A 17,528-nucleotide genomic window follows, 5' to 3' on the forward strand; every position below is an offset into this window, starting at 1 on the left:
AGTTTTATTGTCTAGCTCCGAGCGCCAGCGACTGAGAAACTAGCTCCCCTTTAATGTGCTCCTGCGCCATAGCCTATTCGAGGAAGTGGATGTTCAGCTCGTCGCAAAGCTTCATGAAGTATTTCATGGAAGATTACTCATGAAGTTCGCTCAAGTAGTAGCTTCACTACGATAAGTCAACATCGGCTCGTCACTCGCCGTGTTTCCTTTTCCTCGAAAATGCATTCGCATTTTCTTCGTGCGATGCCTATTCGGGGAAGCAAATCTGTTCTCATTGCGGGGCGCTCCAGTTTGTACGTCGCTAAGCGGGCGCTCTGCGCTTTTCTTATATGTTTATTTCCTTTTATATTGAAGCCGTAGAGGATTTGTGCAATTTCACGCTGGATGTGACGATGGATATATTCATTGGAACGGGTATACTGATATAAACAATAGATTGAAGAGGTGGACAGATTGGTTAATACAACAAAAGAGCGGGAAATGATTATTGTCTTGGATTTTGGCAGTCAATATAATCAATTAATTACAAGGAGAATCCGAGAATTTGGCGTGTATAGTGAACTGCATCCACATACAATAACGGCTGAGGAAATAAAGAAGATGAATGTAAAAGGCATCATTTTCTCCGGTGGTCCGAATAGTGTGTATGATGAGTCGGCTTTCACTTGTGATGAAAAGATTTTTGAGCTGGGAGTCCCCGTTTTAGGGATTTGTTACGGAATGCAGTTAATGGCCAAACATTTTGGCGGGAAAGTGGAAAAGGCTGAAACCCGTGAATACGGGAAAGCGGAAATTCAAGTAAGTACGAATAAAGTTTTGTTTCAAAGTTTGCCCGAACAACAAGTTGTGTGGATGAGTCATGGTGATCTGGTGAAAGAAGTACCAAGTGGATTCACTGTTGACGCAGAAAGTTCATCCTGCCCAATTGCTGCGATGAGTAATGAAGAAAAAAAACTTTATGGCGTTCAATTCCATCCTGAAGTTCGCCATTCGGTTTACGGTAATGATTTGCTAAAGAATTTTGTATTCGGTATTTGTGGCAGTGAAGCAAATTGGTCGATGGATCAATTTATCGAAATGGAAATCGAAAAAATTCGTGAAACCGTTGGCGATAAAAAAGTTCTTTGTGCATTAAGCGGCGGAGTTGACTCTTCCGTTGTTGCGGTTTTAATCCATAAAGCAATCGGCGACCAGTTAACATGTATCTTTGTTGATCATGGGTTACTTCGGAAAGGAGAAGCCGAAAGTGTTATGGAAACATTCGGCGATAAATTCCATATGCATGTAATCAAAGTTGATGCCCAAAAACGCTTCCTGGATAAACTGAGAGGTGTCAGTGATCCGGAACAAAAGCGGAAAATTATCGGCAATGAATTTATTTATGTTTTTGATGACGAGGCTCATAAATTACAAGGTATTGAATTTTTAGCTCAAGGGACATTGTATACGGATATTATTGAAAGCGGAACGGCTACTGCACAAACAATTAAATCCCACCATAATGTCGGCGGTCTTCCGGAAGATATGAATTTTAAATTAATCGAACCGTTAAACACGTTATTTAAAGATGAAGTTCGTGCCCTCGGAACTGCTCTTGGAATTCCGGATGAAATTGTATGGCGCCAACCATTCCCGGGTCCGGGTCTGGGGATTCGGGTCTTGGGTGAAGTAACCGAAGAAAAATTGGAGATTGTCCGGGAATCAGATTGGATTTTACGGGATGAAATTAAGAAGGCTGGCTTGGATCGCGATATATGGCAATATTTTACCGTCCTACCCAATATTCGCAGTGTCGGTGTCATGGGGGATGCTAGAACCTATGATTACACGATTGGCATTCGTGCAGTCACATCGATTGACGGTATGACTTCAGATTGGGCGCGGATTCCGTGGGAAGTACTGGGAAAAATTTCAACGCGAATCGTTAATGAAGTTCCTCATGTAAATCGGGTTGTCTATGACATCACAAGCAAACCACCGGCAACGATTGAGTGGGAATAAGAGGCTAACTTGATTTGAAGAGGGAACACCTATTTATAATGGCTTTTCCTAATCTAATATGGATAAAATGATTTAAAAAAGATAGTTCCCTGCCAAAAATAAAATTTGGCAGGGAATTTTTCAGCATTTATTGTGGCTTTGAAATAAATTTTATATTTTATAATAAAGATTAATCATTTGGAACAAAGTTTGATACAATTAATTTAATGAGTGAGAGCAAGATAATCCAACAATCGAGTCGTTTTGTAGAAGAAAATCATTCAAAAGGAAGGTGTACAAATGGCAAAACCAATTTGTCCAAAGTGTAAGAGCGAAGATATTAAAAAAGGTGTAATGGGCGCTTCTTTCGGACAGGTTCAGATGTTTCCTGAAAATATAAGAGGAAAGTCTTCACCTATTTCAGCAGAGTATTGCAATGAATGCGGATATATTATAGCTCTTTACGTGGAAAATCCAAAGAATGTAGGATAACTGTGACTTTGAAATAAAGTTAAGACGTTTGAAAAAAGTTGCGGTGTTTATAAAAAATATGGGAAATTTTACCCCTCTGGATTATACGTTGTCCAAAGGGCGTTTTTATGTTAAAAATAGGCTGTTTTCGTAAACTTTGTTGCTTTCTAAGGCGAAAAATAAACATTGTAATAAAATTATATAGATATTCAATTTATATTATTGAAAGGACCATTCCTTATGATGGGATATTCTTATATCCGCTATATTTTCTCAGGAATAGAACATACGGAAGTATCGGATAAGCAGTACTATATTAAAAGAAGACGAATGGTTGTTAATCGTTCTTTGTTAGCAGGCGTGACCTTTTTATTATATTTCTAATCGTTAAAGGAATTCCGAGTAATTGGGAAGAGGGATTAGACTTGATTGCATTGCCGATACTTTTCACGATTTTTTATTTGACTACATTTCACTAAAGCGTTCTTACAAAAAGAATAAGGATCTGACAGATGACTAACGGTAATCTATGCAGAGGAAAAATATTTGTAAAAAGCAATGGCTATCAAACGGTAGTGCGGTAGGGGTTAACAAGCCAATTTTATGTGCCAACAAACAAAGCGTACATACTTTGTTTATGCTCACTTTTTTAAAAATGTTGATGAATTCCATTTTAAAGCATGTTATCGTTATTTGTGAGGAGCTACTGGCCAGTCTCCAATATACTTTTAGGAGGAAATAATGAACTATAAGATTGAAATTTTAAATGAAAATAAAATGGTTTATATGAGAAACACTGGTGCGTATGGTAGCCGTAAAAATTTTGATATGATGAAAGATTTTAAGAGTTGGATTGCCCAAAATGATTTAACAAAAACTTTATTAGAAAACGGGATTTATGGTATTGCTCAAGATAATCCAGAAATAATACCACCTGAAAAGTGCAGATATGATCTAGTTTTAATTACTGATGAAGATTTCTCCCAAGACAACAAGGTTAAGACTGGATATTTTAGGGGCGGAAAATATGCAGTTTTTACGGTCAGACATACTACAGAAGCAGTTCAGCAGTTTTGGAAGGAATTGCCCGAATATATAAGAGAAAATGATTTAAATATCTGTGAAGAACCGATAATAGAACGATATAAAGAAGAGGAAGGTGAAGACAAAATCTGTGAGTTTTTAATTCCTATTAAATAAATTTATAGCAAAAGGAGTTGTTTGAAATAGAATATAGTAAAAACTGATATGTTTGGTAAAGAAGAGGCAAACAAGTATGAGATGGAAATTTGAATCTCTGTTGTTTAATTTAGGCTTTAGTTGCACGGGAATAAAGATGTTTTTTTAAAAAGTGTAGTTTATGAATTGAAATGGGGTAATATTTTATGTGGAAAAAAATAGAATGTCTTGCAGTTTTTACGGAGGACATTGAAAAGTCAGTGAATTTCTATCGATCGCTAGGTCTAACCAAGGCGTGGGAAACTTATCAAGACGAAGAGAAACAATGGACTCTTGTTGGAATGAGATTTCCTGATGGTAATTCAGAGTTAGTATTAAAAAATAATCCTAATTTAAATTTTGCTGAAACCGAGATTGTTGTTGAAGATGTTATAGCATTTTATGAAACATTAAAGAATAATTCTGAAGTTCAGTGGATTCGCACTCCATTTGCTAACTCTTTAGGTGGACACGTTGCGGTAATGAAAGCCCCGGATGAAAATGTTTTTGTTTTAGTAGGTAAATAAATTGAAAGATACTTCAAGTAACGGGTGCTTTACTTGAATAAGTTCCACAATCAAAAGACCCTTAAAAATACGCCATTTTATACATGGTGTGTATTTTTAAGGTCTTTTGATAAACATACATGAATTAAATGTTAAATAGACTGGTCCTCATTACTATCCTCTTGATTGATTTTAATTTATAAATAGAATTAAGCATTAAGTTGTTGTAATTTTTATATTTGTAGCTGATTTCTAAAATGAATTAATCATATACTAATTAACGAGTAAACTTCAGTATTCCAGAATAGAGCGCTTTAGCAGAATAACGATTCATTTATCGGAGCATTTAGTTGAATGATGACATAACAGATATTCAAATTAATTGATATTAAGTTAAAAACAGGATTTTGAGCAAAGTAATAGTAATAATACGATGGAGTGGAAAAATTATAGGAGAGCTGGAAACCTTTATATTTACTAAGTCCCTACACGAAAGTGCTGTTTGTTGCATTTTTAGTAAAAGTTTTTTGAATAACATTTTCGGCAAACAAAAAAACACATGGGCAGATGGCTCAATCTGTTTATGTGTTTTCATAATTCTTTCTATATGTTCTGAAAAACCACATTGATGGATATTCTTATCCAATGTGAATGGATAATCTTTTTTGATAAAGCTTCAAAAAGCAAATATTGCTGCTTAACAATATATTGCATGACGATTACCTCCTAGAAGCCTTCATCTCATTAAAAAATAAAGATTAGTACATTATCTATAAATTCTGTACAAACATAGAGACGGCGTTTTAAACCATCGTTTGGAAACTAAGGTAAACTTTTAGCATGAAAAGGGTTCAAAACGTAGATGGATAGAAAACAGACGAATTACTTTTCAGAAAAATAGCTAATATTAATAGAATCTTTGGTAAGTTGCATTAAGAAATCTAATGAGATGAAGGTATAATTCTCTCTCTGTCTCTATAAATTTATTTTCTTTCTTGTTTGTATGAACGGAAACAGCAATGACATATTCGTACCATACTGTGCTTAATAAACTAATTTGTAAAAATGAAATCATCATGCTTTGAGAAATTTGATAATTTCATTGAAAGCTAAATCCATTCTTCCAACTTGGCAATGTTGTTCTCCACCTGTTTCTTTTGTAAATAGCTTCGTTTGAATGTTCTTAGAATTGGTCAAACCTTTTTGAATGGTGTATAAACGCTTGTATGGTACGTATTGATCCTCTTTACCAGCTAAAAGCAAACAGTCTTGATTGATTAGTCTTAAAATTGATTTGGCATTGTGTCTCTTCAAATTGTTTATCAAATCATATGGATTATTTTCTCCAGTGAGTTGATACCCATTATTTAATTTCCACATCATATCTATATCTTTTGTTGCTATCTTGTTAATTACTTTATTAATCAAAGATTCAGCTTTCATTCTTAATAGAATAGAAAGGCAAGTAAATTTCAAAAAGCCCAAATTCATTCTTACCGTATCCATTGGAGAATAAAAGATATCCATGGTAATCACTTTATTTATCCTTTTTTCAAATGCAGCTGCACGTAATACTAGATAACCTCCCCATGAAAGCCCAATCGCATCAACTTCATTTAAAGAAAAATAATTCAATATTTTAGATACAGGTTTCTCGAAGTTAGGAATAAATGCAAGTCCTTGTGATGAGGTATTCCCTTGACCAGGACCATCAAATAAAAGAATGTTGTAGTCCGTATTTTTCATATATTTAAAGAAAGAAGCGACCTCCTCCAAATATCCATCAAAGCCCCCTAGAACCAACAATGTCCTTTGAGCATTGGGATTCTTCAAGAGTAGTGTTGGTAGATACGACCCTTCATATGGTACTTCTTTACGTTCAAAATCAAAATCATCATAACTTTTATAAAAATTACGAATAAAGCTGTCATACAGCATTTGTTTTTCTGGATCATCCTTTTTCAAATAAAACATCGCTGCTTTGTAATAGTTTGCAGCTATTTTAAATTCGTTATTTTGTTCATATTCTTTTGCCTTATTCGACCACCAATAAAACCAAGTATGAAAATCGTTTATAAATGAACCAATTTCTTTTCTGTCTTGACGTACACATGGATTATCTAAAAAAGGAGAAGTGAAACGATCAATTTGAAAATCGAATTGTTTGTTACCAGTAAATATAGCCATTATGAACACATCCTTTATCCTTATCTCAGTATTCATAATACTTAATAGCTGTAAAATGTTAAGAGTATATTTGACAATATGTTCGAAAACCTACAAAATTATCATAAATGTACAGAAAGTTGGTGGTATTGTGGTTGATATACGTGTTGTAAAGACCAAAGAAAATATTGTGAAATCTTTTTTTGAACTCTTAGAGATAGAAAGGTATCAAAATATTACAGTGGAACAAATCTGCCAATATGCCCGATGTAGTCGATCCACTTTCTATTCACATTATGATAGTAAAGAAAATGTCCTTAAAGAGATAATCGATGGGTATATGAATCAATTTAACGCTTATGCTAAGAAACGTTTTAAGGAAAATACAGATTTCAAAAATTTGTTAGTAAGGTTAATTAACGAATTAATTATTCCTGAAAAGAAACGTATACAAAAGCTCTTTCAGATAGAATTAGGCGGTTTTGGGTTAGCTAACAGATTTGAAAATTTTTGCAAAGAAGTATTCATAACACATTATTCAGATATACCATCAAGAAATTTAATTAGTGAACTATATGCAGCATGTGTTGTCAAAGTATTGGAGGCTATCGTTGAAGAGAGGTTGGAAGAAAACGATTTAAGGATAATTAATGAAATGCAAAAAAAATTGTTTAATTCATCTATTTTTAAAGGATATTAATCTTAGACAGAAAGCCCCCATTCAAACAACAAAACTACAGCACCTCATGTTAAGACCGACATATCAATCAAAGGAGGTGCTACCGCCCATATCTGAATCCCTCTTAATGAAGACGATACAGGTAATCTTTACGGACAAGTATCTACATTGACAGGTTGAAGTTCATCTGTCGAATTATTGTGTTGAATTACGTTTATAAAATTTTTAAAGCAAAAAGGTGTAAAAAACATTTGACATCCTTTTTGTCTTATTTTATTATAAATGTGTAAAAGATGTTTTACACTTCTTTAGATTTGAAGGTGGTATACGTATGAAAAATAAAATCAAAGAGTATCGAGAAAGAAAAAATCTTTCTCAAGGAAAGGTGGCGGAATTATGCAATGTTAGCAGACAGACAATTAATGCAATTGAGAATGATAAGTACGATCCAAGTTTACAATTAGCATTTGATTTAGCAAAGGTTTTAGACGCTAAAGTTGATGAATTATTTTTAGGGGAAAGGAAAGATGAATAATGAAATTTTTTATAACATTTATAATAGTTCCTCTTGTATTTATAGTTATTGTTAGCTATTCCACAGGGAGTAAAGATTTTATTATAGGACCTAATGATGATGAACGGAAAAAGTTAATAAAGCAAAAATCTATTGTTCAAAGTTGGATGACCATATTACTCTTCTTACTAACAAATTTCTTTTATGATTTATTTAATTTGTATGATGAACGCATATCTGATTCATCCTTTGTGTTTCCAGAACTTTTTTATTTAATTATTTTAGTAGTGAGTTACTTCATTTTTCTGCTAATAAACAATAGAAAAATGAGTGCATAGTAATAATATCATCTAACTCCTATCTAACTGTACGCTAAACTAAAGTATACCGATTCCTTCAATAAGTATTAATTTATTTTAAAATTGGGCGATTTTTGAAGAGAATGTAAATGCTGGATATGAAAGAAAGCAAAAATAATTAAAGATTCTTAGTTGAGTCTACTGCACAATCTTCTATACATTGTACATAGTGTGGTACTGTTGCTAACACTTAAATAACGGTAAGAAACAACAACTATTTTTAGTATCCAGATCATGTGGAGTTAAAATTAATTCAGCAGAAGTTTTTAAACCGAGATTTATTGATTATCTAATAGATCTCGGTTTTTATTTGTGGTTACAGTCGATGCTTTTAATTTTACTTGACACTAACGCAGCGTAATACCTTAGACTTTTTTCCAAATCCGTAATCGCAAGTAATTCTTCATATTGTTCCACTGTATCGATTACCTTATAAGTCATACACATTTTAATCACCTTTTATACATTAGGCGGAATTATCGGAATTGCAATTTACCTTGTACTCCGCAGATTATTTAAAACCAAAATAAATAAAGTCTTAAATGTTTTAGCCTCAATTTGTACAGCTTGCTTTATAGCATTACTTGTATTATTAATTTTAGTCAATTCTTAATTATTTTAAATAGATTTAATTAGCCAGTAGAATTTGTTATTGTAATACTATTTTTGTACCTGCTATTAAATCACCTAGATGTCGTTTATCTTTTCTAAACAATCCCATAAACAATAATACTAACCCAAGGAAAGTTCCGCTACTAGCGATCATGATTGCTATCATATCAAAATCACTATATATCCCATGGATAACACCCACATGTCCCAATTGCCACGGTAAAAACTTTATTATATTTCTTAATAAACTTGAGCTAAAACTTTGGTTTGTGTAAGTCAATTTCATCCGGATACCCTTTTCCCAATAGACCCATTTTTAAAATAATCCAAGTATGAAAATATCAGGATAATTGGTATCACAGATGTAAACGTTGCGATTAGTTGCGCTTGCATTTCAGTATATTTTGGCATCCCCTTAAAAATAAAAAGGATGATTCCCAAGTTGACAATTAATAACAGAACCAAATACACAATGATTATTAAATAGTCAATAAGTAATTCTATTAATCTATTTTTAATCGGGATATTGTTCATATAGCACCTCTGAATATTTCGATTTGTTCCATTATATCAGTTTTACATAAGCTTGTTACTTGCTTCCCATATTCGGGTCGTGTGGACCAAACGGTTTTAATGCTTAAAATGGAGACAATCGCTGCTGGAGTTAGTTGATCAGGCTTCGTGCGAATATGCCGCAAATCAGTCTGTTTTTCAGGCCCATCCACAAACCAAATATCCAGCTCCTATTTGTTACCGGTGTTGGATTCGTGAGTGATACCTAGAAAATAACCGTCAGGATAGGTTGGATCTGTATTCCAATTGCCTGTATCATTGATGAAATTCAAATCACGGACTTGAGGACAGGACACCAATTGTGAAGCTATTCCGGAAATTGTAGCGATATTTAACTTCGAACAAACAACAGTAATATCGAGGTCTCTCCAAGCCATTAAATTTAGAGCCGCACTCCCTACTTTTACAGGTGTACCGGCTTTTGTCAGCATTGCTTAAGGTGTATTTCTTCAAAAATTGTATCTGCTTCAGTTTGTAGCTGCAGTTGACGGGCAAGCAGTTCTTCCTGTTTTATCATTTTCAACACTCCTCGTATTATATATTTCAAATACAAAAATTATTAACAATTAATATTTGCGATTCCTTTGACTTCTTTCATTCTATATTTTTATAAAGTTAAGTTTCGTGAAACGTCTAATTCATATCGCCATCTATTCTTGAGTTTGAAGGGCTAAAATCAGTCATAATACCGTTTGTTCTCCCACTTTTAATCGTTTGAGAAATTGTAATAATCACTGCAGGACCCGGGACTAAAAATAAAAGAAACACAACGACTATAAATGAAAACATGTTGTCACTCCACCTTTCTTCTATAAAAAATCATAACATTTTTATTATATTATCATATTTAAATGGGAGAACCACAGGCCTATCATGAATTTTGGTGGAACCAGTATAACACGAACAAAAATATAATTATATTAATAAATATTCGTATTTTACGTTGACAGTTTCATTGAATACTGATAATATAAATTTGTAAAAACTAATAACAAATACTCGTATAATTTCGGGAATATGGCCCGAGAGTTTCTACCGAGCTACCACAAATAGCTTGACTACGAGGTATGAATCATGGATTGGAGAATACGAATAAAACATTCATGTTCTAAAAGCATATCACTGTGAATGGAAAAGATTCACATCATGTGAGCATGATTGAATCACGCACATCCGTATCGAAAAATTCTTCTAATAGTATTTTTGTCTCAACATGCTATGAAACTATTTTTTATGAAACGAACCGGTGTGGATTTATCGTATTACGATGATTTCTTACCTTTTGTCAAGCTCCGAGTATCGCTCGCGAGCTTTATTTATTTGAGTTTTTGTGTGAATAATCAGAAAACTAACAAAAGAAAGGTAAGGGGAGTATGAAAAATTATTTTGAGTTTGATAAATTGGGAACAAATTTTAGGACAGAGTTTATTGCCGGCTTAACTACCTTTTTAGCGATGGCTTATATATTGTTCGTCAATCCGCATACTCTGTCGGCAACGGGAATGGACCAAGGTGCCCTTTTTACAGCAACGGCTTTGGCTGCAGCAATCGGTTCTTTCGTTATGGGAATCGTGGCAAAATATCCGGTCGCACTAGCTCCGGGTATGGGGTTGAATGCGTTTTTTGCTTATACGGTTGTTTTAGGCTATGGAATTCCTTGGGAAACAGCGTTGTCGGGAGTTCTTGTTTCAGGTGTTGTTCTTGTTATATTAACAATGACCGGAATTCGTGAAATGATTATCAATGCCATTCCTGAAAGTTTAAAATATGCGGTTAGCGCCGGGATTGGTTTATTTATTGCTTTTGTCGGATTGATTAATGCGGGATTTGTTGTTAATAATGATGCTACATTGGTTGGGATTGGCGATTTGACATCTCCAACTGTATTGCTTGCTATTTTCGGACTTCTTATTTCTTCTATTTTATTGACAATAGGTATTAAAGCAGGTATTTTCTATGGAATGATTATTACTTCTATTGTCGGGATGATTTTCGGACTTGTTCCCCACCCGACAGGACTTAATGATATAATCGGACCGGTGCCAAGTTTAGAACCGGCATTTGGTCAAGCCCTTTTCCATTTGCAAGATATTTTTTCTATACAAATGCTTGTAGTTATTTTAACTTTCATGTTTGTTGATTTCTTTGATACTGCAGGTACATTAATGGCTGTTGCAACACAGGCAGGAATCATGGAAAACGGGAAATTACCCCGGGCAGGACGTGCATTGACTGCTGACTCATCCGGGACTGTTTTTGGGGCAATTTTAGGTACATCAAGTACGACCTCTTATGTTGAATCGACAGCAGGTGTGGCTGTAGGAGGAAAATCCGGATTAACAGCGGTTGTCACTGCGGTATTTTTCCTGTTAGCATTAGTATTTTCACCATTATTGGAAATTGTTACTTCTCAAGTGACTGCACCAGCTTTGATCATTGTCGGGGTATTAATGGCATCCAATTTAAAATTTGTTGAATGGGATCAAATTGAAATTGCCATCCCTGCATTTTTTACGGTGTTAATGATGCCATTAACATACAGTATTGCAACCGGAATTGCAGTCGGGTTTATTTTCTATCCGATAACGATGCTTGTTAAAGGTCGGGTCAAAGAAATTCACCCGATTATGTATATATTAGCGGTTATTTTCATCCTTTATTTTACTTTTTTGAGTTGAAAAGAATGATAGATTGGCTCGGGATATTCGCCCGGGCCTTTTTAGTATTCAATAATTGTGTGAGCGTAGAACATTATAATTTCCAATATATAATTTTTTGTACATTGTATGAAATTGTTGACCATCGTCTATAGGGTACGTCATAATTAATAAATAAGATTCATTTTTAGAATGGAGTAATGCTATGGCGTTGTTCATTGTCAAAAAAATATTAAACAATAATGTTTTGATTGCGGAAAATGAGGAATTTAAAGAGGTTGTCCTAATCGGGAAAGGAATTGGTTTTAATAAGAAACGAGGGGATCAACTGAGTGAAGAATTTGCTGAAAAAATCTTTGTTTTAAAAGATAAAGAGAAACAGGAGCAGTATAAAAGTTTATTACCGCAAATGGAAGCAAAAACGTTCGATGCAATCATTGATGCCTTAAACTATATAAAAAACCAAACCCACACCAGCTTGGATGAACACACACAAGTTGCCTTAACAGACCATTTAATGTTCTCTATTTACCGGACGATGAAAGGGATTTCAATCAAAAATCCGTTTTTATTTGAAACAAAATCCATTTATCCGATGGAGTTTAAAATTGCTTCGGAAGTTGTAAAAATTGTCAATGAAGCGGTGAAAATTCAATTGCCCGTGGACGAAATCGGTTTTATCGCTCTTCATATTCACAGCGCCATCATGCATAAAAATGTACTGGAAATCAATAAAGATTCCCAACTGATTAGCCAATTGGTCAATGTGATTGAAGAAGCTTTCCAGGCAAAAATTGATAAACATTCAATCGATTATATCCGTCTTATTAGACATTTGCGCTTTGCCATTGACAGGGTACATGTAGGAGATGAATTAGGGGAAATATCAAAATTAACCTACACATTGCAACATGAATATCCTTTTTGTTATAATCTCTCATGGAAGCTGATTAAAATTATGCAAAATGCTTTAAAGAAACCGGTTGGAAATGCAGAGGCTGTCTATCTAACCATGCATTTGCAAAGAATTTATAGTAAAATTTTGACTAACTAAAAAGAAGAGTCCATATTTTACGTGTTACTGATTCGATCAGGCATGAGTAAAAAGAAGATGAGATACACAAAATACGTAAATAATGGTGCTTTGTGTAACTTATCCTTTTTCCCATGCCTTTAAATTTTCGTGTGTGTTCTAAGAGGAGAACAAAAAGTTTGCGGAAACGTATTCTCTAAAATTCAGAGCGTTTGCTTCAAGTACATAAAAAGTGAGCAGCAAGTTGATCGATAAATTCGAAAAAACTGTTCCCGGACTTTTTCACCATCCTCTTTTACATTTTTTATAGGAAGTGAACGCACCTGTGTTGAAAAAACTTTTTGGTGTTTTACAGAAAGCCGGTAAAGCACTTATGCTTCCTGTTGCACTATTGCCGGCTGCCGGGTTACTTCTGGGTATCGGTAATGCAATTGGTCAAGAGAATATGATTGACGTTCTCCCGTTTTTACAGGCTGATTGGATTCAGCTTATCGGTAATGTAATAGAAGATGCAGGAAATATTATTTTCTCCAACCTTGCCTTATTATTTGCTGCAGGGGTTGCCATTGGTTTGGCAGGAGACGGTGTAGCGGCACTGGCAGCGATAGTTGGTTATCTGGTTATGAACCAGGTAATGGGTTCTTGGATCGGTTTAACAGCTGAGAATATCGGAACGAATCCAGGCACTGCATCTGTATTAGGGATTCCTACCTTACAAACCGGTGTATTTGGTGGTATTATTGTTGGTCTCGTTGCGGCCTATTGTTACAATAAGTACCATGATATCAACATGCCAACATTCCTCGGTTTCTTTGCCGGAAAACGTTTTGTACCAATTGTAACAGCGGCGTTTTCATTGATTGCCGGATTAATTCTATTGGTTGTATGGCCGCCGATTCAAAGCGGCCTGAATTCCGCTTCCATATGGTTAATTGATGAAGGTCCTTATATTGCAGTATTTATGTTTGGTTTTATTAAGAGATTACTTATACCATTTGGATTACATCATATCTATCACGCGCCATTCTGGTATGAATTTGGCTCTTATACGACGGCTGCCGGTGATGTTGTTCGTGGAGATATGACTATCTTCTTTGCTCAGTTGCGTGATGGAGTTGAACTAACAGCCGGTCACTTCATGGCAGGGGAGTTCCCGATTATGATGTTTGGCTTACCGGCTGCAGCACTTGCCATGTACCATACGGCAAAACCGGAAAAGAAAAAAATGGTGGCAGGTTTGCTTGTTAGTGCTGCACTAACTTCATTTTTAACTGGGATTACAGAACCCATTGAATTCACATTCTTGTTTCTATCACCGGTATTATTTCTTATCCACGCATTGTTAGATGGTTTCTCCTTCGTTATCATGACATGGTTGGATGTAAATATCGGTTATACATTCTCAGGTGGTGCCATTGACTTTTTCTTATTCGGTATATTACCTGGAAGAGAACCGTGGTGGCTCACGATTATCGTCGGCTTCGTATTTGCAGTTCTTTACTACTTTATTTTCCGCTTTTTTATCTTGAAATGGGATTTAAAAACACCGGGTCGTGAAGAGATTGAAACTGTCGAGGAAGAAGATCGTACAGAGGAAACAAACAAAGGAGAACTTCCATTTCAAGTTATTGAGGCAATGGGTGGACAGGAAAATATCATTCACTTGGATGCGTGTATTACTCGCTTGCGTTTTCAAGTAAAGGATATGAAAAATGTTGATAAAGAAAAGTTGAAAAAATTAGGTGCGTCCGGTTTCCTCGAGGTAGGAAATAATATTCAAGCAATTTTTGGCCCTAAATCAGACACCTTAAAGAGTCAAATGCAGAATATCTTGAACGGGAAAAAACCTCATGCTGTAAAAACGGTTAAGCAACAGGGGTATATACAACAAATGGAGGAAATACACCCGGAAGTACAAGAAAATGATATGGATACAAATGACACATTTATTGCACCAATAAAAGGTACTTTAAAACCAATCACAGAAGTACCGGATTATGTATTCTCCGCTAAATTGATGGGGGATGGTTTTGCCATCGAACCGGAAGAAGGACTTGTTGTTGCTCCGGCAGACGGTACAGTTATAAATGTATTACCGACAAAACATGCCCTTTCCTTCCAAACAATAAGCGGACGTGAAATGTTCATTCACTTTGGTATAGATACATTCAACCTAAAGGGTGAAGGTTTTGAGGTATTGGTAAATGACGGTGAACAAGTGAAAGCCGGACAACCATTATTACGTGCGGATTTAGATTTCATTAAAGAACGAGTTCCTTCTATTATCACACCAATTGTTTTCACGAATTTAGATGTTGATGAAAAAGTTGTCATAGAAAAAATGGGTTCTGTCCAATTAGAAGAAAAAGGAATTATATCAATTAGGTAAACAAACGGCATCCAAGGGAAAAATGATGTTGAAAATAAACTTGTTAATTTGTTAACATAGAAAAAGATAAAGAGTAAAATAATAAGTAGTATCCAATTTTACGCGAGATTTGCATGAACAATAGTTAGGACAGGACAAGTTTTATATTGGGCGTGCAAGTTTTAGAAAATGAACTTTTCAGGTGTTCAACATATTGAATAATCTGAACTATATTACCGTTAATACCTTTTTTATCATGGAAAATCTAATTAAATTGAGGAGTGTTTACAATGGCAGAAAAAACTTATAAAATTATTGAGGAAACTGGTATTCATGCAAGACCGGCTACATTAATCGTCCGTGAAGCAGGGAAATTTAATTCCAATATAGAACTCGAATATAACGGAAAAACAGTAAACTTAAAATCAATTATGGGAATCATGTCCCTTGGTATTGGAAAAAATGCTGTAATAAAAATTAAAGCTAACGGTACCGATGAAAATGAAGCGATGAACGCAATCGATGAATTAATGAAAAAAGAAGGGTTGGCTGAGTAATGAGTACATGGATTACAGGAATTGCCGCCTCAAGTGGTATTGCCATCGGTAAGGCATATCGTCTTGTAGAACCGGATTTATCCTTTCAAAAAACGACCGTTGAAGACAGTGAAAAAGAAATTTCCAGATTTCGTGACAGCTTAAGAATAGCTAAATCCCAACTTGAAGCAATTCGTGATCATGCTCGGGAAGCTTTAGGTCCGGACAAGGCAGAGATTTTTGAAGCTCATTTGTTAATTTTGAATGACCCGGAAATTGTTGCACCTATTGAGGATAAAATAAAAAATGAAAAGATGAATGCCGAAGCTGCTTTACAGGAAACGACCGATATGTTTATTGGCATTTTTGAACAAATGGATAATGAATATATGCGGGAACGGGCGGCAGATATCCGTGATGTCCGTAAAAGAGTTTTAGCCGGTTTATTGAATGTAACTATTCCTAATCCAAGTATGATTTCAGAAGAAGTGATTATCGTAGCCGAAGATTTAACTCCATCTGATACCGCACAGTTAAATCGGAAGTTTGTTAAAGGGTTTACCACTGATATTGGAGGGCGGACTTCCCATTCAGCAATCATGGCCAGATCCTTAGAAATTCCTGCAGTTGTAGGAACAAAAACAGCAACAAAAGATATCCAAAATGGCGATTTCTTGATTTTGGACGGATTGTCCGGTGAAGTACATATTAACCCGACAGAAGAATTAATTGAGGAATATAAGAAAAAACAAGCAGATTATGAAGCACAATTGGCGGAGTGGGCAAAATTGGTTAATGAGCCTTCTATCTCTAAAGATGGTGTCCAAGTAGAATTAGTTGCTAATATCGGTACGCCAAAAGATGTAGAAGGTGCGCTTCACAACGGTGCAGAAGGTGTCGGCTTATTCCGGACAGAATTTTTATATATGGGCCGTGATGAGTTGCCAAGTGAAGAAGATCAATTTGCAGCTTATAAGGCCGTTTTAGAAGGCATGGAAGGCAGACCGGTCGTGGTTCGGACATTGGATATCGGCGGCGATAAAAAGTTATCCTACTTACCGCTGCCGGAAGAAATGAATCCATTTCTGGGACACCGTGCAATTCGGCTTTGCTTGGATCGGACAGATATTTTCCGGACCCAATTACGTGCTCTCCTTCGCGCAAGTGTCTATGGGAAATTAAAAGTAATGTTCCCAATGATTGCCACATTAAATGAATTCCGGGAAGCGAAAAAGTTATTCCTGGAAGAAAAAGATAATTTAGCAAAGGAAGGCATCCCAACTGCCGATCATATCGAACTCGGAATTATGGTTGAAATTCCTTCGACCGCTGTGTTAGCTGATCAGTTTGCCAAAGAAGTAGACTTTTTCAGTATTGGGACAAATGACTTGATTCAATATACAATGGCTGCAGACCGGATGAATGAACAAGTTTCCTATCTGTATCAACCGTACAATCCATCAATTTTACGTTTAGTTAAAATGGTAATTGATGCATCTCATAAAGAAGGAAAATGGACAGGCATGTGCGGTGAGATGGCCGGTGATGAAACAGCTGTTCCGTTATTATTAGGTCTTGGCCTTGATGAATTCTCAATGAGTGCGACCTCTATCTTGAAAGCTCGTTCCTTAATCCGCAAATTATCGAAAGCGGAAATGGAAAAATTGGCACAAGAGGCACTCCAAAAGAGCACAGTTGAAGAAGTAATCGAACTTGTAAAAAATGCTGTAAAATAAAATAGTTTTTCTTAACCCCACAGAATTTAGTATCTGTGGGGTTTTTAGGCCTTCTTAAATATTTGTTCTACTTGTTTATCGAGCAATCATATTACCATTTCGGTCTTGTGCTGCCAGATA

At 35.3% G+C, this 17,528-nt stretch carries 15 protein-coding genes and 1 riboswitch; of the genes, 11 read left to right on the forward strand and 4 right to left on the reverse strand.

The features are described 5' to 3' along the window. The first annotated feature begins 480 nt into the window (after nucleotides 1–480). The 4 genes from guaA to BT1A1_RS02905 all read left to right on the forward strand — a co-directional run bounded on the left by guaA (nucleotide 481) and on the right by BT1A1_RS02905 (nucleotide 4,196). The gene (gene guaA / locus BT1A1_RS02890; protein ID WP_034768072.1) at nucleotides 481–2,001 is read left to right on the forward strand and encodes a glutamine-hydrolyzing GMP synthase; all 1,521 of its coding nucleotides are present in this window, start codon (nucleotides 481–483) and stop codon (nucleotides 1,999–2,001) included. A 279-nt stretch (nucleotides 2,002–2,280) separates the two neighbouring features. Further along, nucleotides 2,281–2,472 carry a hypothetical protein gene (locus BT1A1_RS02895; protein ID WP_034767930.1) on the forward strand — a complete coding sequence of 64 codons (192 nt, stop codon included), beginning with the start codon at nucleotides 2,281–2,283 and terminating at the stop codon, nucleotides 2,470–2,472. A 720-nt stretch (nucleotides 2,473–3,192) separates the two neighbouring features. Further along, nucleotides 3,193–3,651, forward strand: coding sequence for an AraC family transcriptional regulator (locus BT1A1_RS02900; protein ID WP_034767931.1), 459 nt, complete (start codon nucleotides 3,193–3,195; stop codon nucleotides 3,649–3,651). Between the two features lie 185 nt (nucleotides 3,652–3,836). Continuing rightward, complete coding sequence (locus tag BT1A1_RS02905) at nucleotides 3,837–4,196, forward strand: VOC family protein (RefSeq protein ID WP_034767932.1); 360 nt, start codon at nucleotides 3,837–3,839, stop codon at nucleotides 4,194–4,196. Nucleotides 4,197–5,249: 1,053 nt separating this feature from the next. On the opposite strand, the gene BT1A1_RS02910 is transcribed toward BT1A1_RS02905, so the two are convergent. Further along, on the reverse strand, nucleotides 5,250–6,362 hold the full coding sequence (locus tag BT1A1_RS02910; RefSeq protein ID WP_034767933.1) for an alpha/beta fold hydrolase: 1,113 nt from the start codon (nucleotides 6,360–6,362) through the stop codon (nucleotides 5,250–5,252). Between the two features lie 130 nt (nucleotides 6,363–6,492). On the opposite strand from BT1A1_RS02910, the gene BT1A1_RS02915 reads away from it, so the two are divergent. Continuing rightward, a complete protein-coding gene (locus tag BT1A1_RS02915) occupies nucleotides 6,493–7,041 on the forward strand; it encodes a TetR/AcrR family transcriptional regulator (RefSeq protein ID WP_034767934.1) in 549 nt (182 codons plus the stop codon). Between the two features lie 310 nt (nucleotides 7,042–7,351). After that, nucleotides 7,352–7,555: a helix-turn-helix transcriptional regulator gene (locus BT1A1_RS02920; protein ID WP_034767935.1), complete on the forward strand. Its 204-nt coding sequence runs from the start codon at nucleotides 7,352–7,354 to the stop codon at nucleotides 7,553–7,555. A 987-nt stretch (nucleotides 7,556–8,542) separates the two neighbouring features. Here the strand turns inward: BT1A1_RS02920 and BT1A1_RS19010 are convergent. From BT1A1_RS19010 to BT1A1_RS17710, 3 genes are all read right to left on the reverse strand, one after another. Further along, on the reverse strand, nucleotides 8,543–8,791 hold the full coding sequence (locus tag BT1A1_RS19010; RefSeq protein WP_197057065.1) for an RDD family protein: 249 nt from the start codon (nucleotides 8,789–8,791) through the stop codon (nucleotides 8,543–8,545). Nucleotides 8,792–9,248: 457 nt separating this feature from the next. Beyond that, complete coding sequence (locus BT1A1_RS19210) at nucleotides 9,249–9,455, reverse strand: hypothetical protein (protein ID WP_231553274.1); 207 nt, start codon at nucleotides 9,453–9,455, stop codon at nucleotides 9,249–9,251. 256 nt (nucleotides 9,456–9,711) lie between these two features. Further along, complete coding sequence (locus BT1A1_RS17710; protein WP_231553275.1) at nucleotides 9,712–9,867, reverse strand: hypothetical protein; 156 nt, start codon at nucleotides 9,865–9,867, stop codon at nucleotides 9,712–9,714. Between the two features lie 190 nt (nucleotides 9,868–10,057). Then, a riboswitch (purine riboswitch) is annotated at nucleotides 10,058–10,159 on the forward strand. Between the two features lie 292 nt (nucleotides 10,160–10,451). On the opposite strand from BT1A1_RS17710, the gene BT1A1_RS02940 reads away from it, so the two are divergent. From BT1A1_RS02940 to ptsP, 5 genes are all read left to right on the forward strand, one after another. Continuing rightward, nucleotides 10,452–11,756 carry an NCS2 family permease gene (locus BT1A1_RS02940; RefSeq protein WP_034767937.1) on the forward strand — a complete coding sequence of 435 codons (1,305 nt, stop codon included), beginning with the start codon at nucleotides 10,452–10,454 and terminating at the stop codon, nucleotides 11,754–11,756. Between the two features lie 184 nt (nucleotides 11,757–11,940). Further along, nucleotides 11,941–12,789, forward strand: a complete 849-nt coding sequence (gene glcT / locus BT1A1_RS02945) for a glucose PTS transporter transcription antiterminator GlcT (RefSeq protein ID WP_034767938.1) — start codon at nucleotides 11,941–11,943, stop codon at nucleotides 12,787–12,789. Nucleotides 12,790–13,093: 304 nt separating this feature from the next. Continuing rightward, on the forward strand, nucleotides 13,094–15,157 hold the full coding sequence (ptsG, locus tag BT1A1_RS02950) for a glucose-specific PTS transporter subunit IIBC (RefSeq protein ID WP_034767940.1): 2,064 nt from the start codon (nucleotides 13,094–13,096) through the stop codon (nucleotides 15,155–15,157). 269 nt (nucleotides 15,158–15,426) lie between these two features. Further along, complete coding sequence (locus tag BT1A1_RS02955; RefSeq protein WP_034767942.1) at nucleotides 15,427–15,693, forward strand: phosphocarrier protein HPr; 267 nt, start codon at nucleotides 15,427–15,429, stop codon at nucleotides 15,691–15,693. After that, nucleotides 15,693–17,408: a phosphoenolpyruvate--protein phosphotransferase gene (gene ptsP / locus BT1A1_RS02960; RefSeq protein WP_034767944.1), complete on the forward strand. Its 1,716-nt coding sequence runs from the start codon at nucleotides 15,693–15,695 to the stop codon at nucleotides 17,406–17,408. Before BT1A1_RS02955 ends, ptsP begins: the two co-directional genes overlap by 1 nt. Nucleotides 17,409–17,528: the final 120 nt, after the last annotated feature.

Source organism: Caldibacillus thermoamylovorans (assembly GCF_000751775.1).
Lineage (GTDB): Bacteria > Bacillota > Bacilli > Bacillales > Caldibacillaceae > Caldifermentibacillus > Caldifermentibacillus hisashii.